12 protein-coding genes and 2 riboswitches are annotated in these 18,008 nt (G+C 69.4%); of the genes, 6 read left to right on the top strand and 6 right to left on the bottom strand.

Going from position 1 to position 18,008, the window contains the following annotated elements:
• Window positions 1-296: 296 nt before the first annotated feature.
• From QE412_RS16590 to QE412_RS16580, 3 genes are all read right to left on the bottom strand, one after another.
• Window positions 297-1,955 carry an RCC1 domain-containing protein gene (locus QE412_RS16590; RefSeq protein WP_307486513.1) on the bottom strand — a complete coding sequence of 553 codons (1,659 nt, stop codon included), beginning with the start codon at window positions 1,953-1,955 and terminating at the stop codon, window positions 297-299.
• The gene (locus QE412_RS16585) at window positions 1,952-3,220 is read right to left on the bottom strand and encodes an RCC1 domain-containing protein (protein ID WP_307486509.1); all 1,269 of its coding nucleotides are present in this window, start codon (window positions 3,218-3,220) and stop codon (window positions 1,952-1,954) included. The genes QE412_RS16590 and QE412_RS16585 overlap by 4 nt, the downstream gene beginning before the upstream one ends.
• A 177-nt stretch (window positions 3,221-3,397) precedes the next feature.
• Window positions 3,398-6,154, bottom strand: coding sequence for a discoidin domain-containing protein (locus tag QE412_RS16580; RefSeq protein WP_307486505.1), 2,757 nt, complete (start codon window positions 6,152-6,154; stop codon window positions 3,398-3,400).
• A 291-nt stretch (window positions 6,155-6,445) separates the two neighbouring features.
• Here QE412_RS16580 and QE412_RS16575 point away from each other — a divergent pair, with 291 nt between their 5' ends.
• The gene (locus tag QE412_RS16575; protein WP_307486502.1) at window positions 6,446-6,775 is read left to right on the top strand and encodes a GNAT family N-acetyltransferase; all 330 of its coding nucleotides are present in this window, start codon (window positions 6,446-6,448) and stop codon (window positions 6,773-6,775) included.
• Window positions 6,776-6,853: 78 nt separating this feature from the next.
• Here QE412_RS16575 and yiaA read toward each other — a convergent pair whose 3' ends face one another.
• The 3 genes from yiaA to glyA form a co-directional block, all read right to left on the bottom strand.
• Entirely contained in the window at window positions 6,854-7,321 is a 468-nt protein-coding gene (yiaA, locus tag QE412_RS16570) for an inner membrane protein YiaA (protein ID WP_307486499.1), read from the bottom strand.
• Between the two features lie 129 nt (window positions 7,322-7,450).
• Complete coding sequence (locus tag QE412_RS16565) at window positions 7,451-8,821, bottom strand: L-serine ammonia-lyase (RefSeq protein WP_307486496.1); 1,371 nt, start codon at window positions 8,819-8,821, stop codon at window positions 7,451-7,453.
• Entirely contained in the window at window positions 8,821-10,119 is a 1,299-nt protein-coding gene (gene glyA, locus QE412_RS16560; protein ID WP_307486491.1) for a serine hydroxymethyltransferase, read from the bottom strand. Before glyA ends, QE412_RS16565 begins: the two co-directional genes overlap by 1 nt.
• Before the next feature lie 48 nt (window positions 10,120-10,167).
• Window positions 10,168-10,256: riboswitch (glycine riboswitch) on the bottom strand.
• Window position 10,257: 1 nt separating this feature from the next.
• A riboswitch (glycine riboswitch) is annotated at window positions 10,258-10,355 on the bottom strand.
• A gap of 232 nt (window positions 10,356-10,587) precedes the next feature.
• Between glyA and betA the strand changes: the two genes are divergently transcribed.
• Genes betA through QE412_RS16535 form a run of 5 tightly spaced genes read left to right on the top strand, consistent with a single transcriptional unit; the run spans window position 10,588 to window position 17,988 of the window.
• Window positions 10,588-12,288: a choline dehydrogenase gene (betA, locus tag QE412_RS16555; protein ID WP_307486487.1), complete on the top strand. Its 1,701-nt coding sequence runs from the start codon at window positions 10,588-10,590 to the stop codon at window positions 12,286-12,288.
• Complete coding sequence (locus QE412_RS16550; RefSeq protein ID WP_307486483.1) at window positions 12,285-13,766, top strand: aldehyde dehydrogenase family protein; 1,482 nt, start codon at window positions 12,285-12,287, stop codon at window positions 13,764-13,766. Before betA ends, QE412_RS16550 begins: the two co-directional genes overlap by 4 nt.
• A gap of 30 nt (window positions 13,767-13,796) precedes the next feature.
• Window positions 13,797-14,870, top strand: a complete 1,074-nt coding sequence (locus tag QE412_RS16545; RefSeq protein WP_307486480.1) for a quaternary amine ABC transporter ATP-binding protein — start codon at window positions 13,797-13,799, stop codon at window positions 14,868-14,870.
• A complete protein-coding gene (locus QE412_RS16540; RefSeq protein ID WP_307486477.1) occupies window positions 14,867-16,960 on the top strand; it encodes an ABC transporter permease subunit in 2,094 nt (697 codons plus the stop codon). Before QE412_RS16545 ends, QE412_RS16540 begins: the two co-directional genes overlap by 4 nt.
• 53 nt (window positions 16,961-17,013) lie before the next feature.
• Entirely contained in the window at window positions 17,014-17,988 is a 975-nt protein-coding gene (locus QE412_RS16535; RefSeq protein ID WP_307486474.1) for an ABC transporter substrate-binding protein, read from the top strand.
• The last annotated feature ends 20 nt before the right edge of the window (window positions 17,989-18,008 follow it).

The raw sequence follows: 18,008 nt of genomic DNA, 5'->3' as shown, positions 1-18,008 counted from the left end.
GCGGGTGGCCGCGCTCTGCTCGCCCGCGCCGGCCTCATCGTCGGCCCCAGCGACCCACCGACCGCGTCGGCTCCCGGCCGGTCCGCTTCGCTCGCGGCGGGCGCGTGCTGACGCCTCGAATCGCCGACCGGGACGTGCACCGGATCGAGGCCGAGGTGCTCGGGAGCTGACGGGAGTCAGCAGCGGCGTCCGTGTCGGCGACGACGCGTGACGGAGCGGATGAGAATCGAACAGCCCGACCCCACCCGCTCCGTCGCGCGGTTCAGCTGTTCACAGAGCCCGTCTGACTTCCCGTGTCATCGCCGCGCCCGCAGGAACAGCCCCGACGTCGAGGCGGTGCTGTACGGAGAGTTGAGAATCGCCGAGAAAGCGCTGTTCGCCGCGCTGGGCTGTACCGCCCAGCCGTGCGGGCTGTCGGTCGTTCCGTCGCCGTTCTGGCCCGCGTCGTTCTTCCCCCACGTGCGGAAGGAACCATCGGTCAGCTTGACCACACCGCCGTTGTTCATCGCGACGAGGGTCGCGACGTTGGTAAACGGGGTGTTCTTGGGTGTCAGCACCGAAGGAACCGGCTGGCTCACGTCTTGCGCGGGTCCCTGGCCGAGCTGTCCAAAGTCGTTGCGCCCCCACGACAGCGCCTGCCCGCTCGAGGTCACCGCGAACGCCGTGTCGGCCGCAGCCGAAATGGAGACGATGTTGGACAGACCGGGCACCTGGACCGGGGACAGCCGACGCGTCTGCGTGCCGTCGCCCAATTGGCCGTAGCCGTTGTCGCCCCAAACCCACACGTTCGCGCCGACCCGCACCATCATGAAGTGGTAGCCGGCAGCGATCTGCGTGACATTCGTGACGCCGCTGACCTTCGTCAACGAATACCGATCGCCCGTGTCGCCGGTTCCGAGCTCGCCTCCGACGTTCCATCCGCACGTCCACACATCACCGTTCGCGTCGAGGACGGCGAGGAAAGCGCCCCCGGCTGCGATCTGCTTGATGTTGCGGGCGTTCTTGACCTGGATGGGCGAGGTCGTGCCGTTCTGGTCGCCAGTCCCGAGGCGTCCCGAGCTGTTGCTTCCCCAGCCCCAGACGGTTCCGTCGGAGAGCAACGCGTACCCGCTGCCGTCCGTTGCGGCTACCGCGGTCGCGGTCTTGGCGAGGCTCACCCGCGCCCACGTGGCGCGGTCGGTGGTGTCACCCAGGCCGAGCTGACCGGCGTTGTTCTGCCCTGCGCCCCACACCGAGCCGTCGGTGAGGACCGCGAAGGAGAAGCCATTCCCTCCCGCGACGCTCTTCACCGGAGCGGGGAACACCCGCGACGACTGGCTCGGCGTCAGAACGGATGCCGTCGACCCGATGCCGAGTTCGCCATGCGCGTTCTGACCACTCACCAGGAGGTCGGATCCCAGAACCGCGAAGGAGTCGAAGCCGGCTCCGGCGCTCGACGACGCCTTGACCGTCACGACCGTTCCCGGCGTCGTCCACGCGCCGGGAGTGACCGTCGTCGAGAAAGCACCGTTCGCGTCGGTGGTTCCCGACGACTGTGTGAGCACGGCTCCGCTGGACGCGGACAGGGCGACCGCGGTGTTGACGATCGGCTCGGTCCCGGCCGTGACCTTCACCGTCACCGCCTCGGTCGTACCCGCCGACACAGCCGGATTCGCGACATCGACGACCGTCGCACGACTGGAGGCGCGCAGGAAGAGGCCTTGGGTGGTGGATGAGCCGTACGGGGAGTTCACCACGGCCGAGTACGGCGAGTTCGTCGACTTCGGCGTCACACCCCACCCACGCGGCGAATCCGTCGTCCCATCACCGCACTGACCCGCGGTGTTCAAACCCCACACCTTCACCGACCCATCGGTCAGCGTCGCGACACCACCGTTGTTGGTACCGACCAGCGACGCCACGTTGGTGTACGGCATGTTCTTCGGCGTGAGCACGCTCGGCTCCGGCGACGTCACATCCTTCGCATCGCCCTGACCGAGCTGCCCCGTGTCATTACGCCCCCACGACACCGCCTGACCCGACGACAACACCGCGAAACACCGGCATCCGCCGACGCCGCCACCGACACCACACCCGACAGACCCGGTATCTGCACCGGGCTCAGCCTCCCGTTCTGATCCCCCACACCGAGCTGACCGCAGTCGTTCGCACCCCACGACCACACCTTGTCACCCACCCGGGCCAGCATGAAGTGATAGCCCGCGGCGATCTGATCGACGTTCGATACGCCTGACACGTTCGTCATCGAATAGCGATCGTTCTTGTCTCCCGTCCCGAGCTCACCCGACACGTTCCACCCGCACATCCACACCGACTTGTTCGCATCCAGCACCGCCAGATACGCCCCGCCCGCGGCGATCTGCGTGATCCCCGACACGTTCGGCACCCGCACCGGGACTTTCGACGACGTCGTGTTGCCGGTTCCGAGACGCCCGCCGTCGTTCCCACCCCACCCGTAAACCGTCCCGTCGCTGAGCAACGCGTACCCGCTGGAATCCGTCGCCGCAATCTGCGTCGCCGTCTTCGGCAACGGCACCTTCACCCACGTCGAGTGAACCGCCGTGTCTCCCACACCCAGTTGTCCATCACCGTTCAAGCCGGCACCCCACACCGACCCGTCCTCCAGCAACGCGAACGAGAAACCAATCCCACCCACCACGCTCGAAACCGGCGACGGGAACACCGTCGACGACTGCACCGGCGTCGACACCACAGAAGAAGACCCCGTCCCCAACTGCCCCCGATCATTCACCCCCGACACCAACACATCCGACCCCAACACCGTGAAGGCCTGGGGTGTGGACGTGCCGGCGACGATCGCCGTGATCGTGATGGTCGTTCCGGGGGTGATCCACGGCTTGTCGAGCGAGAACGACGTGGCGAATCGACCGGTTCCGTCGGTCACGCCAGAGGTGCTGACGAAGGATGCCGACGCCGGACCGCTCAGGGTGACGGTCTCTCCGGCCATCGGCGTGCCGCTTGCATCGGTGACGGTCACCGTCAGGGGAACAGCTCCGGTCGGCGACACACCACCCGTGGGCCCGGTCATCGTGACCCGCGACTGGCCGGAGGCGGAGGCGAATGCCGGGCCGGCGGCGGCCAGGGACACCGCCGGTGCACCCCAGACACCCGCCGCCACGACGGTGCGACGGGAGAGGGACGGAGCAGCCGCCGATGACGGCGCGATCGTGGAGGAAGCGGGCGTGGAGGGAGCAACCATGGCGACAGCTTTCTAAGCGAGGGAGGGGAAACAGGCGAGCCCCCCACGGCCAGCCAACCAATCCGGTTTTCCCTCCCTCGCCGATCTCGCCGGGATTCTGCGTGGCCCGGCGCCGCGGTTCACCCGCTCCTTCGTTCGCCGCACGAACGTGCGTGATATCGATCGCCCATTCGCGGGTCAGCTGCCGACGGCTGCGAAGACCCCCAGAGCGATGATGGAATACGCCCATTGCGTGTTGCGCTCGAGGCAGAAAACACGGAGGAACCGCGCGCGCACGGGGGCGATGTCGACCGTCTCGCGACCACCCGACGACGATCGGGTGGAGAAGGAGGTCGCCCAGGTGACCGCGTCGAGAGAAGAGTCGATGCGGTAGGACTTCGCCGACGCGGTCTCCCACCACAACAGGACGCGGTTCACCGTCTGTATGTGCCCCAGATCGACGAGAATCCACTGGGTATCGCCGGAGCCCGACTCCCACCGCGTACCAGCATCGCCGTCCGTGACCATCTGCCCGGTATTGGCGTTGACCGAGGTACTCGCGACGGTGAGCGCTCGCGCGGCGAGGTCATCCGAGGTCACGCGCAGCGAAGAGATCGACACCGCCGTCCCGTCAACGGCCGTCATCGCCGACAGGCGGACGAAACGCGCGAAGATCGCGGGGAAGGAGATCGACTGCGTCCCTGGCGTGGCTTGCACCGTGACGGCCTGGGACCACGTCGATCCGTCCGTCGACGAATCGACGCGAACGGACCGGGCAGCGCGAACCCAGTCGATGCTCACCGTCGAGACGAATCGCACCTCCCGCAGATCCACACTGAGCCATTGGTCCGATGCCTGAGCAGATGTCCACGAGGTGGAGGGCTCGTCATCCACCACGTTGTCGACGCGGGAATCCGGTGCGGTCGAGGAGGCCGTGACGGGTCGGCCCGCCGCCTCATCGGGAACCGCCGCGCGATAGTTCACGACGGCGTTGCCGAAGAACGTTCGTCCGCCACGCCGCTCGAGTCGAGGATGCGGCGGCAACTCGACGACGAGACGCGCCGCTCCCGGCGGAAGGGGTATGGACGCCTGTCCGCTCGCGTCATCGGTGAGCACGGTGTCGGTCAGAACGTCGTACAGCGCGCAGGAACCGTGCACGGGAACGGCGACATCGATACCGCTTGTCGCGGTGTTCACGTAGACGGATCGTCGCAATCCGTCGCCGGCTCCGAGGTCGAGCGCGTCGACGTCGATGCGCACCAGACCGCTGCGCACGATCTCGACAGTCGAGGCGAAGATGCCGACCCATCCGGAGCCGTAGAGCCCGAGGTCGGTGGTCTGCGGTGGCAGACCCCATTGGCGACCGTACGCCGATGGGTCACCCGTCGCCCGCGGACGCACGCCCGCCTCTTGCGCGCGGAAACCTTCATAGGCGATGACCTTCGCGGGCGAGGCCGAGAAGCGCGTGCCGTAGATCTGCTTCGTCGTGGAGATGTGATCGGCGTAGAAGAAACGCGCGGCGTCGGCCACGCTCGCCAGAAGGGGCCCGACGAGATCGACGTACCGGACGTCGTACTTCACCGTCGGCGCGAGGAAAGCCGTCGCGAACGAGCCCATCGCGAACGCGTACCCGCTGCCGTCGGTGACGCTGCCCTGCAGGCCCCAGACGTCGTAACCCGACCAGGAGCCCGTAATCGTGCCCCACCCCCAACGGGCCGACGACTGCTGTAAGACGAACATCAGGTGCTTGCGCACGTCGAAGCTCGACGCCGCCGTCGCATTCAGGCGAGCGGCGGCCGACGGAGCGAGCAGGGTCGCCCACTCGTAGTTCAGGCTCTGCGAACTGCGATCGAGGTAGCCGAGCGCCCACTGCGCGGCCTCGAGGTATCGGGCGTCGCCAAAGCGGGAATGTGCCCACATGAGGATGACCGCCGTGGCGGCAGCAGCGTCACCCCCTTCGTTTCGAGAGCCGCGCGAGAGCGTCATGGTCTCGAAGTCGAAGCCCTGGCCGGTGAAGTCGGCGACAGATCCCCCCAAAGCACGCACCATCGCCTCGTGCTTGTCGGCGATGGAGCGGAAGATGTCGTCGTAGTGGGCGGCTCGCGGATACAACATCGCCAGGGCGCTGAGCATGAAGTTCGCGGTCGCCGGGTACCAGAAGGAGTCCTGACCGCCGCCGCCCGAGCCCGGGTTGTTCAGCCCGACTCCGATGCGCGGTTGGAAGAAGGTCCGGCACATGTCGACGTAGTCGCGTCCGCCCTGGTCGGATTTGTCGATCCCGACGAGGGTGGCGCCCACGACCGACGGCAGCTGGGTGATGGCTTCCTGGCCGCCGTCCCCGGGAATCGGCTGACCGTAGTACGACGGCATCTTGTAGGTCTCGGCATCCATGTTCCGATGCGTCGTGTCGCGGGCGATCGTGGGGTACTCCCCTGGCTGCGACCAGTCGTAGACGAACGCGTCGTAGGCGATGGCACGCGCCCGCCAGTCGAAGGGGGCCGAGCGCGGGGACACCACGACCTCGTAGGTGGCGCTGCTCGATCGCCCCTGGCTGGTGGCGGTCACCGCGTGCATTCCGGGATCGTTGGCGAGCGAGATATCGATCAGCACCGCGGCCCGGCCGGATCCATCGGTGGTCGCGCTGCGCGAACCCAACACGGTGGCGCCGGAATCGGGTGTGAACACCACCGAAGCACCGGCGACCGGAGCGCCGGACGAAGTGACGACGGTCGCGATCGCTCGCACCATGCACCCGCGAAGCACCCCCGGCGAGTCGAACGAGAGGCTGACCAAGACGGCATCCGAGGTTGCGGCATGCGCAGGAAGGGCGGCCGAGAGAGAGAGCACGGGGATCGACCACGCGGTCGCTGTCAGCACCGTGCGGCGGCGGAAGGCCGAGGGACCGTTATCGCGATCCTGCTGCCAGTCCACCCGTCGTCGTTTCGAAGGTGACATGATGCCAGCCCATCAGGTCGGAGATCATCCGCTGCTTCGCGGCATCCGTGACCGACCCGGGTGAACGTGCCGGGCGAAGGTGGCGTGAACCCACCGGCGCAACCTCGACGAGAGATCGCACACCGGTGAGGGCGGGGCTCACCGCCCGTTGCGGTCGGCCGCCGAATGCGGCGGCGCCGAGGCCACATCGAGGCGGTCGAGGCCACGCGGCGACGTCCAGATGAGCTCATCGCTCTTCGCCGCATGCTGCGAGGCGCGCACGGCACGGTCATCGACCCACGAGTTCAGCGCGTGACCCGAGTGACCGCGCACATGCTCGAGCACCGCGTCGCGGACCGACGCGCTTCACGCATGGCGATCAGCGCCTCGAGGGGGCGTGGTGGTCGTCCCGTATCGCCGACGGCGACCGACATCTCGCGCCTGTGGACGACGCCGCGCGCCCGCGGGCACGGCGTGGGAGCGACACTCGTCGCCGCCGCGGTCGACGGTGCCGTGCCGCCCGTGCGCCTGTCGGTGTGGGACTGGCGCGAGCCCGCCACCCGGCTCTACCGTCGGTTCGGCTTCGAGCCTGTGCCCTCATGGGACGATCGGGCGCGGCTCGTGTGCCTCGAGCGACGGTGAGAGGCCGCGCGCAGCCGTGGCTGCGCGCATCGCGACCGGCTCAGCAATGCCGCGACCTCGGGTGCCGCGCATAACCGGTCAGGCCGCCGACGGGAACACCGGGCGATTCGCGGGTGTGGCGTCAGGATGCGCACGACGGAACGCGGCGAGATCGCGCACGTTCTTCTGCACCGCCACCACGGCGAACAGGCTCATCGCGAAACCGATGCCGTAGAACCCCTTCTCCGACAGCAGCAGCTCGGCATTCCACAGCCCGACGGTCATCAGGGTGAGAGCCGCGAGCAGCATGGCCCACGCCACGCCGAGGTAGGCGCCCGTGACCGGCACATCTTCGGCACGGTCACGAACGGCCTTCTGCACCGAGAGCGCCGCGAAGAGGCCGAGCAGGAACACGGCGAGGAAGAACCCCTTCTCCGACAGCAGCATCCGTGCGTTGTAGAGGCCCACGACGTACACCGACGCTCCGAGCCCGAGCGCCACCCACGACGCCCCGACGAACGCGCCGGTCGGTCGTCCAAGCACCGGCTGGTTTCGTGATTCCGCCATTGTTCCGCCCTCTCCTCGCGCCCCGCGGGGCATATTCCGTGGCGGACAAGCTAGCGAAGGCCACATGCCCGTAGGGACATGCGCGCGATTCTGTGGACAAGAGACGGGGTTCTCGCGCGCTGAAGGGCGTCAGCACTCCACGACGTTGACGGCGAGGCCGCCACGCGAGGTCTCCTTGTACTTGTCGTTCATGTCGGCGCCGGTCTGCCGCATGGTCTGGATGACGTTGTCGAGCGACACGATGTGGGTGCCGTCCCCGCGAAGAGCTGTGCGAGCCGCCGTCACGGCTTTGACCGCCGCGACGCCGTTGCGCTCGATGCAGGGGATCTGCACGAGACCGCCGATCGGGTCGCACGTCATGCCGAGGTGGTGCTCCATGCCGATCTCGGCGGCGTTCTCGATCTGGCGGGGCGTTCCGCCGAGGACGGCGGCGAAACCCGCGGCCGCCATCGAGCAGGCCGAGCCCACCTCGCCCTGGCATCCCACCTCCGCTCCCGAGATCGACGCGGTCTCCTTGTAGATGGAGCCGATCGCGGCGGCCGTGAGGAGGAACGTCATGATCCCCTCGTCGTCTGCTCCGGGTACGAACCGTCGGTAGTAGGCCAGGACGGCGGGGATGACTCCGGCCGCCCCGTTCGTGGGGGCGGTGACGACGCGCCCGCCGGCGGCGTTCTCTTCGTTGACCGCCATGGCGAACAGCGTCAGCCAGTCGGTCCCTCGCAGGCCGTCGGTCGAGCCGGCCTCGTCGGCGAGTTGCCGCGCGAGGTCGTGGGCGCGACGGGGCACCCGGAGCCTGCCGGGGAGCACCCCGGGGGTCGAAACACCGCGCTCGATGCATCCGCTCATCACGTCCCAGATGGCCCGCAGCCCCGCGCGCACGGCATCCCCGTCGCGGTGGGCGAGCTCGTTCTCGAACGCGATCTCGGCGATCGACAGGCCCGTCTCGTCGCAGCGCGCGAGCAGGTCGTCGGCGGTGCGGAAGGGGTGTGCGACGAAGACCTCCTCGTGGGATCGGGAGCCCCCCGCCTCGGCCTCGGTCACGACGAACCCGCCGCCCACCGAATAGAAGGTCTCCTCCGCGAGAACAGCGCCGCTCGCATCGGATGCCGTGAACACGACCGCGTTCGGGTGGAACGGCAACGAGCGCCGGCCGTCGAGCACGAGGTCGGCATCCACGTCGAACGAGACCGGGTGCGTGCCGAGCAGCCAGAGCATGCCGTCGGCGCGCACGCGCTCCTCGATATCGCGCAGCAGGTCGGGGTCGCACGACTCGGGCCGGTGCCCCTCGAGCCCCATCAGCACGGCGCGGTCGGAGGCGTGGCCGCGTCCCGTGGCGCCGAGCGAGCCGAGCAGGTCGATGCGCACGCGGACCACGCGCTCGTGCTGCCCGGCATCCCGCAGGCGCTCGGCGAACGTCAGGGCCGCCCGCATCGGCCCGACCGTGTGCGAGCTCGAGGGACCGACCCCGATCGAGAAGAGGTCGAACGCGCTGACGACCATCAGACGGCGCCCTCGTAGAGCGGGTGAGCGGATGCCAGGGCGGCCACGCGACCGCGAAGCTCGGCGATTCGCTCGGGCGAGATCTCTGCCCGCAGGGCCTCGGCGATGACGTCGGCGACGGCGGCGAAGTCCTCGTCGTCGAAGCCGCGCGTGGCCAAAGCGGGCGTCCCGATCCGCAGCCCCGAGGTGACCATCGGCGGGCGCGGGTCGTTGGGGACCGAGTTGCGGTTGACGGTGATGCCCACCTCATGCAGGCGGTCCTCGGCCTGCTTGCCGTCGAGGGGCGATTCGACCAGGTCGACCAGCAGCAGGTGCACGTCGGTGCCACCGGTGAGCACGCGCACGCCCTCGGCCACGACGTCGGGCTGCGTGAGGCGCTCGGCGATGATGTGAGCCCCACGGAGGGTGCGGCGCTGGCGGTCGGCGAACTCGTCACCCGCGGCGATGAGGAACGACACGGCCTTGGCCGCGATGACGTGCTCGAGCGGGCCACCCTGCAGACCGGGGAAGACGGCACGGTCGATCTTCTTGGCGATGTCGGCATCGTTCGTCAGCACGATGCCGCCGCGCGGGCCGCCGAGGGTCTTGTGTGTGGTGGAGGTGACCACGTGCGCGTGCGGCACGGGGTTGGGGTGCACGCCCGCGGCCACGAGACCGGCGAAGTGCGCCATGTCGACCCACAGGTACGCGCCGATCTCGTCGGCGATGGCCCGGAAGGCGGCGAAGTCGAGCTGGCGGGGGTAGGCCGACCAGCCGGCGATGATGAGCTTCGGCCGGCGCTCGCGGGCGAGGGCGGCGACCTCGTCCATGTCGACCGCGCCCGTGGCATCCACGTGGTACGCGACCGCATCAAAGGCTTTGCCGCTGTAGCTGAGGCGCATTCCGTGCGTGAGGTGGCCGCCGTGGGCGAGGTCGAGGCCGAGGATGGTGTCGCCGTGCTGCAGCAGGCCGAACAGCACCGCGGCGTTGGCCTGAGCGCCGGAGTGGGGCTGCACGTTCGCGTACGCGGCACCGAACAGACCGCACACGCGCTCGATCGCCAAGCGCTCGATCACGTCGACGTGCTCGCATCCGCCGTAGTAGCGGCGGCCGGGGTAGCCCTCGGCGTACTTGTTGGTGGCCACCGACCCCTGCGCCTGCATGACGGAGAGCGGGGCGAAGTTCTCGGAGGCGATCATCTCGAGGGTGTCGCGCTGGCGGTCGCGCTCGGCGTCGAGGGCCGCGGCGACGGCCGGGTCGATCTCGGCGAGCGGAGCGGTGAGGAGGCTGGCGGCGGTGGTCGGGGACAGAACGGTCATGGTGGGAGGCTCCCTGTCGTGCCGCGGGCGCGGCGATCGGGTGGGTCACCTCCCCGCTCTGTCATCGGGCCTGAGAGCTTCACCGCGGGTGGCGGCTTTCACCGTGGGCGCAGGCGGAGCCTGCTTTCCAGAGTGCGCCTCGCCCCCGCGGTCTTGGGCCTGAGAGATTGTGCGGGGAGGGCTTGCTCCTTCGGCGCCGCGTCCGGGTGGGACGCGGGCTCTCCCGCGGGGGTTCGATCGGCGCGTGTGAAGTTGTCGTGGCCGCGACGCTATTGCATCGCAGTGCGCAACACAATGCGTATTGAGCAACACGCAACATGATCGACTCGCATCCCCGCCGAGCGTAACGGCCGTGTAAACAGTGCGTCACGGCCCCTCGAAACGCCTCGTCCGATCCCGTCGCTCCCTTTACTGTTGCGTCCAACGCACAGCAGTTTCTTTCAGCGCAACACCGGACCCGAGGATGCCATGACCACTCGTCGCGAGAACTCCACGACCTACGACTACATCGTCGTCGGCGGCGGAAGCGCCGGAAGCGTGCTCGCCCGCCGCCTGTCCGACGACCCGCAGTCGCGGGTGCTCGTGCTCGAGGCGGGACGCAGCGACTACCCGTGGGACCTCTTCATCCAGATGCCCGCCGCCCTCACCTTCCCGAGCGGCCACGCCCTCTACGACTGGAAGTACGAGTCCGAGCCCGAGCCCCACATGCACGGGCGCCGCGTTGCCCACGCGCGCGGCAAGGTGCTCGGCGGTTCCTCGTCGATCAACGGCATGATCTTCCAGCGCGGCAACCCGCTCGACTACGAGCGCTGGGGCGAGCAGCCGGGCCTCGAGACGTGGAACTGGGCGCACTGCCTCCCCTACTTCAAGCGCATGGAGAACGCCTTGGCTGCCGCCGCCGGCGACCCCCACCGCGGTCACGACGGTCCCCTCGAACTCGAGAAGGGCCCCGCCACCAACCCCCTCTTCCAGGCGTTCTTCGACGCCGCGGAGCAGGCGGGCTACCCCCGCACCGACGACGTCAACGGCTTCCGGCAGGAGGGCTTCGGGCCCTTCGACCGCAACGTGCGCCACGGCCGCCGGCTCTCGGCATCCCGTGCGTACGTCCGCCCCGTGTGGCGGCGCCGCAAGAACCTCACCGTGAAGACCCGGGCGCTGGCCACCCGCATCCTATTCGAAGGAACGCGCGCCGTCGGCGTGGAGTACCGCCGCAACGGGCGCACGCACACCGTACGCGGCAACGAGATCGTGCTCGCCGGCGGCTCGATCAACACCCCGCAGCTGCTGCAGCTCTCGGGCGTCGGCCCGGCAGACCTGCTCGAGTCGCTCGGCATCCCGGTCATCGTCGATCTGCCGGGCGTCGGCGAGAACCTGCAGGACCACCTCGAGGTCTACATCCAGCACGAGGCCACGCAGCCGGTGTCGATGCAGCCCTACCTGCGGCCGCTCAGCATGCCGCTGACGGGACTGAAATGGCTGCTCGGGCGCAAGGGCCCCGCGGCGACCAACCACTTCGAGGGCGGCGGGTTCGTGCGCTCGAACGACGAGGTGCGCTGGCCGAACCTGATGTTCCACTTCCTGCCGGTGGCGGTGCGCTACGACGGGCAGATCGCCGACGTGAAGCACGGCTTCCAGGTGCACGTCGGACCCATGTACGCCGACACGATCGGGCGCCTGCGCATCCGCTCCACCGACCCGACCGAGCACCCCGAGCTCGTCTTCAACTACCTCAGCACCGAGAACGACCGCCGCGAGTGGGTCGAGGCCGTGCGCGTGGCCCGCGACATCCTGTCGCAGCCGGCGCTCGCCCCTTTCAACGGCGGCGAGATCGCCCCCGGTGCCGAGGTGAGCACCGACGAGGAGATCCTCGAGTGGGTCGGCCGCGAGGCCGAGACGGCGCTGCACCCCTGTGGCACGGCCAAGATGGGGCCCGCCGACGACCCGATGGCCGTCACCGACCCCCTCACCATGGGCGTGCACGGTACGACGGGGCTTCGGATCGTGGATGCCTCGGTCATGCCGTTCGTGACGAACGCCAACATCTATGCGCCCGTCATGATGATCGCCGAGAAGGCGGCCGACCTCATCCGCGGCGTGAAGCCGCTGGCCGCCGAGGAGCTGCCCTACTACGTGGCAGACGGCCCGGCGAAGGTGGGCGTGACCGCATGACCTCCTCGTTGTACATCGGCGGAGCCTGGCGCGAGCCGCACTCCCCCGCTACCCGCGAGATCCGCTGCCCCGCCGACGGCACGCTCGTCGCCACCGTGACCGAGTGCGATGCGCAGGATGCCGCCGACGCGGTCGCCGCGGCATCCTCGGCCTGGCGATCAGGCGCGTGGAGCGAAACCCCCGAGCGCGAGCGCGGGCGGCTGCTCGAACGCGTCGCCGACCTCATCGAACGCGACGCGGAGATCTACGCCGAGGCCGAGGCCCGGGACACCGGCAAGCGCATCGTCGAGGCGCGCTACGACATGGCCGACATCGTGGCGTGCTTCCGCTACTACGCGAGCCAGGCCGGCGCGCACCCGGGGCGACTCGTCGACACCGGGAGCGAATCGACCCGCAGCCGTATCGAGTACGCCCCCGTCGGGGTCTGCAGCCTCATCACCCCGTGGAACTACCCGCTTCTGCAGGCCGCGTGGAAGGTCGCCCCGGCGCTGCTGGCGGGCAACACGTTCGTCCTCAAGCCCAGCGAGTTGACCCCCTCGACCGCGATGCTCCTGATGGACACGCTCACCGAGGCGGGGCTACCGGCGGGCGTGGCGAATCTCGTCACGGGCACGGGCGCCGACGTCGGCGAGGTGCTCACCACCCACGCCGACGTCGACCTCGTGTCTTTCACCGGAGGCCTCGCGACGGGCCGGCGCGTCATGGCCGCCGCCGCCCAGAGCATCAAGCGCGTCGCGCTCGAGCTCGGCGGCAAGAACCCCAACATCGTCTTCGCCGACGCGGATTTCGACACCGCGGTCGACTTCGCGCTCACCGCGATCTTCCTGCACAGCGGCCAGGTGTGCTCGGCCGGAGCCCGGCTCGTGGTCGAGGAGTCGCTCCACGACGCCTTCGTCGACGCCCTCGTCGAGCGCGCGCAGCACATCCGCCTCGGCGGCCCCTTCGACGCGGATGCCGAGACGGGCCCGCTCATCTCGGCCGCCCACCGCGACAAGGTCGACGCCTACGTGCAGGCCGGTGTCGCCGAGGGCGCGGTCCTGCGCTGCGGCGGCCACGCGCCGACCGACGACGCCCTCGCCGACGGCTTCTACTACCTGCCCACGGTCCTCGACCGCTGCGACGGCTCGATGAGCGTCGTGCGCGAGGAGAGCTTCGGTCCCGTCCTGACCGTCGAGACCTTCCGCGACGAGGCCGAGGCCGTGCGCATCGCCAACGACACCCCGTACGGACTCGCCGGCGCGGTGTGGACCCAGGATGCCGGCCGCGCCCAGCGCGTGGCGAGCAGCCTGCGCCACGGCACGGTGTGGATCAACGACTACCACCCCTACCTGCCGCAGGCGGAGTGGGGCGGATTCGGCCAGTCGGGTAACGGCCGCGAGCTCGGCCTGGCCGGCTTGGACGAGTACCGCGAGACCCGGCACGTGTACCAGAACCTCGACCCGAAACCCCAGCACTGGTTCGCCCCGGCGAAGCCCTGACGCCCTCCTCAACGAATGGGAGCCCCACCGATGAGCACCATCACGGCACCACCCCTTCACAGCTCCGCCGCAGCCGGCGTCGCGGACTTCGCGGTCGACGGCCTCTGGAAGGTCTTCGGAAACAACCCCGAAAAAGTCATCGACAACCCGGACTTCGCCGACCTGAGCACCGCCGAGATCCTCGAGCGCACCGGCAACGTCGTGGCCGTCCGCGACCTGAGCTTCACGGTCGGTCGCGGTGAGGTGTTCGTCATCATGGGCCTGTCCGGCTCGGGCAAGTCCACCCTCATCCGCTGCCTGACCCGTCTCATCGAGCCGACGGCGGGCTCGATCACCATGCGCGGCGACGACCTGCTGGGGCTCGGACCCGGACCGCTGCGGGAGTTCCGCCGCACCAAGGCCGCGATGGTGTTCCAGCACTTCGGTCTCCTCCCCTTCCGCACCGTCGTCGACAACATCGCCTACGGACTCGAGATCCGCGGCGTCGGCAAGGCCGAGCGCCGCGCCCGGGCGCTGGAGATGGTCTCGCTCGTCGGCCTCGACGGATACGAGTGGCGCTACCCCTCGCAGCTGTCCGGCGGCATGCAGCAGCGCGTGGGCCTCGCCCGTGCCCTGGCCGGCGACCCCGACGTGCTGCTGTTCGACGAGCCGTTCTCGGCCCTCGACCCGCTCATCCGCCGCAACATGCAGGCGGAGATCGTGCGGCTTCATCACGACATGGGCAAGACGATGGTCTTCGTCACCCACGACCTCTCCGAGGCCCTCAAGCTCGGCGACCGCATCCTCATCATGCGCCATGGCGAATTGCAGCAGATCGGGACCGGCGCCGACCTCGTGGGCGCCCCCGCCAACGACTACGTCGCCGACTTCGTCTCCGACGTGCCGATCGCGAGCGTCCTGACGCTGAAGTGGATCGCCCGCCCCGGCGACACCGCCCCCGACGCTCCGGCCCTGCCCGCCGACACCGTGATCGCCGACGCGATCCCGATCGTCCTCGGCAGCTCCATCCCGGTCCGGGTGACGGATGCCACGGGCACGGTCATCGGCGTGGTCGACCGCGACGCGGTGCTTCGTGCCGTCGCCGGCGAACGGCATCCGTCATGAGCGCCCCCGTCGCCCCCACCACGGTCGAGATCACCAAGATCGAGGCCGGTGCCCTCCAGGCCGCTCCCCGCCCGCGACGGATCTCCGCACGGGCCGCCATCCTCATCGGCGTCGGGGTGTTGTGGCTGCTCGCGTTCGCCCTCGCCCACGGCCAGGGCACGGACACGCTCCCCATGGCGGCACTGAACGACGTGCACGGCTTCTTCGACGCCGTGAAGAACTGGGTCGCGGACAACCGGTCCTCCAACGTCGTCCTCCTCGCCCTCGACGGCGTGCGCGTGGTCGTCAACGCCGTCGTGCAAGCACTGCTGGCGCTGCTGGCGGCGACCCCCTACGGCCTCGGCTACCCCGAGATCGGCTGGCTGGGCAGCGTCCTGCTCTTCGGCTGGATCGCGTGGGTGTTCGGCAACGTCCGCGTCGCCCTCCTCACCGTCGGCTTCCTCGTCGTCATCGGCGTGCAGGGGTTGTATCTCGAGGCCATGCAGACCCTCGCCATCACCCTGGCCGCGGTGTTCTTCTCGCTGCTGATCGGCATCCCCGTCGGGATCTGGACGGGGCGTTCGCGTCGCGTGGAGCGGGTGCTGACCCCGGTGCTCGATTTCATGCAGACGATGCCCACCTTCGTCTACCTCGCCCCGCTCGCGCTGATCTTCCTCATCGGCCCCGCCGCCGCGGTGATCGCGACCCTCATCTACGCGGCCCCTCCCGTCATCCGCCTCACCGCGCACGGCGTCCGCGACATCCCCGAGTCCATCGACGAGAGCGTCGCGTCCCTCGGCGCGACCCCGCGCCAGCGCCTGCGGACGGTCGTCCTGCCGCTGGCTCGCACCTCGATCGTGCTCGGCATCAACCAGACCACGATGGCCGCCCTGTCGATGGTCACGATCGCCGCCCTCATCGCGGCCCCCGGGCTCGGGCAGGTCGTCGTGCAGGCGCTGCAGTCGCTCAACGTCGGTCGCGCGTTCAACGCCGGTCTCGCCGTGGTGCTGCTCGCGATCGTGCTCGACCGCGTGACGACGGCGATCGGCCGGCGCGCCGACCCCGCTGTCGTCGCGGCGCGGCGCACCGCCGCCGTGTGGCCGCGCCGTATCGCCTACGCGGTGGGCGCGGTGATCGTCATCGTCGGCATCGTGCTCTCGCGCTCGCAGCTGTGGGCCGCGGTCTTCCCCCGCCAGATCGAGTTCGGCGACGTCATCGAGAGCGCCGTGAACGCGGCATCCGCGTGGGTCAACGCCACCATCGGCGGCGCGACGTCCGCCCTGCAGGAAGTCGTGACCACCGCCCTCATCAACCCGCTGCAGGCCCTGCTGGAGCAGTCGCCGATCGTCGTGGTGATGGCGGCGTTCACGGTCATCGCCTTCACCGCCGGTCGCTGGGCACTGGCGGGCGGCACCCTCGCCGGGATGCTCGTGGTGTGGCTGCTGGGCGTCTGGGGCCCCTCGATGGTGACGCTCGCCTCCACCCTCGTGGCCACGGCCCTCACCGTCGCCATCGCCCTGGTCGTCGGCGTCTGGATGGGCCGCGTGGCCCGGGTCGATGCGGCCATCCGACCGATCCTGGATGCCGCGCAGACCATGCCCGCGTTCGTCTACCTCGTGCCGTTCCTCGGCCTCTTCGGCCCCAACCGCTTCACCGCGATCGTGGCCGCGGTCATCTACGCCGCCCCGATCGCGATCAAGATCATCGCCGACGCGATCCGCCAGCTCCCCGACACGCTCGGTGAGGTGGCCCTGTCGACCGGCTCGAGCCCCTGGCAGGACGTCACCAAGGTGCAGCTGCCCATGATCCGGCACGCGATCACGCTCGCCGTGAACCAGGCCCTCATCTACGTGCTGGCCATGGTCGTCATCGGCGGCCTCGTCGGCGGTGGCGGTCTGGGCTACCTCGTCGTCGCCGGCTTCGTGCAGGTCGAGCTGTTCGGCAAGGGTCTGGCCGCGGGGCTCGCCATCGTGATCTGGGGCATGCTGCTGGACCGCACGACCCAGGCCTTCGCCCACCGCGCACCTCGCGCGTCCACCGCTCCCGCGGCGCCCGCACGGCGTCTCCGGAGATCCACCCTCACCCGAACACCCCGCACCGCTACCGCATGAACCGGGTCCCGACCCGACCGACCGAGACACCGCATCTCACCAAGGGAGTATCCATGCACCACGCCGCCACACGCACCCTGTCCACCCTCGCCGTCCTCTCCGTCAGCGCCCTCGCTCTCGCGGGCTGCGGATCGTCGTTGAACGACACCTCGTCCGACGCGGGTGGCGCCGCCGCCTGCGGCACCACCAACCTGGCCATGAACAACTGGGTCGGTTACACCGCGGATGCCGCCGTGTACACGTACCTCGCCGAGAACGAACTGGGCTGCACCGTCGCGCAGAAGCCCATCTCGGAGGAGGTCGCCTGGCAGGGCTTCGGCACGGGAGAGGTCGACGCGATCATCGAGAACTGGGGACACGCGTCGCTGAAGGAGAAGTACATCGACGGCGACAAGACCGCCGTCGACCTCGGCCCCACCGGCAACGAGGGCGTCATCGGCTGGTTCATCCCGCAGTGGATGACCGAGGCCTACCCCGACCTGAAGACGTGGGAAGACCTCAACAAGTACGCGGACCTGTTCAAGACGAGCGAGTCCGACGGCAAGGGGCAGCTGCTCGACGGCGACCCCAGCTACGTCACGAACGACGAGGCGCTCGTGACCAACCTCGGCCTGAACTACAAGGTCGTCTACGCCGGCTCCGAGGCGGCGCTGATCGAGGCGTTCCGCTCGGCGGAGGCCAACCACACGCCGCTGCTGGCCTACTTCTACGAGCCGCACTGGTTCTTCTCGGAGCAGAAGCTCGGCCACATCACCCTGCCCGAATACACCGACGGCTGCGACGCCGACCCGGCGAAGGTCGCCTGCGACTATCCGCCGTACGTCCTGGACAAGATCGTCTCGTCGGCGTGGGCCGCCAAGGACACCCCCGCGGTGAAGCTGATGCAGAACTTCTCGTGGACCAACGACGACCAGAACACCGTCGCGGCCTACATCGCGAAGGACAACATGTCGCCCGAGGACGCGGCCAAGAAGTGGGTGGACGACAACCCCGACAAGGTCGCCACGCTGCTCCAGGGCATCAAGTAACACCCGCTCCACCCGGAGGG

It is taken from the genome of Microbacterium trichothecenolyticum (genome assembly GCF_030818955.1).
Classification (GTDB): Bacteria; Actinomycetota; Actinomycetes; order Actinomycetales; family Microbacteriaceae; genus Microbacterium; species Microbacterium trichothecenolyticum_B.
Note: the sequence above shows the minus strand (reverse complement) of the source record. Positions and strands in the feature narration are given on the sequence as shown.

What these genes read in the sequence shown, in the direction of transcription:
- QE412_RS16585 (WP_307486509.1), bottom strand. Translation starts at nt 3,220, where the DNA reads ATGGTTGCTCCCTCCACGCCCGCTTCCTCCACGATCGCGCCGTCATCG.
- QE412_RS16580 (WP_307486505.1), bottom strand. Translation starts at nt 6,154, where the DNA reads ATGTCACCTTCGAAACGACGACGGGTGGACTGGCAGCAGGATCGCGAT.
- yiaA (WP_307486499.1), bottom strand. Translation starts at nt 7,321, where the DNA reads ATGGCGGAATCACGAAACCAGCCGGTGCTTGGACGACCGACCGGCGCG.
- QE412_RS16565 (WP_307486496.1), bottom strand. Translation starts at nt 8,821, where the DNA reads ATGGTCGTCAGCGCGTTCGACCTCTTCTCGATCGGGGTCGGTCCCTCG.
- glyA (WP_307486491.1), bottom strand. Translation starts at nt 10,119, where the DNA reads ATGACCGTTCTGTCCCCGACCACCGCCGCCAGCCTCCTCACCGCTCCG.
- betA (WP_307486487.1), top strand. Translation starts at nt 10,588, where the DNA reads ATGACCACTCGTCGCGAGAACTCCACGACCTACGACTACATCGTCGTC.
- QE412_RS16550 (WP_307486483.1), top strand. Translation starts at nt 12,285, where the DNA reads ATGACCTCCTCGTTGTACATCGGCGGAGCCTGGCGCGAGCCGCACTCC.
- QE412_RS16545 (WP_307486480.1), top strand. Translation starts at nt 13,797, where the DNA reads ATGAGCACCATCACGGCACCACCCCTTCACAGCTCCGCCGCAGCCGGC.
- QE412_RS16540 (WP_307486477.1), top strand. Translation starts at nt 14,867, where the DNA reads ATGAGCGCCCCCGTCGCCCCCACCACGGTCGAGATCACCAAGATCGAG.
- QE412_RS16535 (WP_307486474.1), top strand. Translation starts at nt 17,014, where the DNA reads ATGCACCACGCCGCCACACGCACCCTGTCCACCCTCGCCGTCCTCTCC.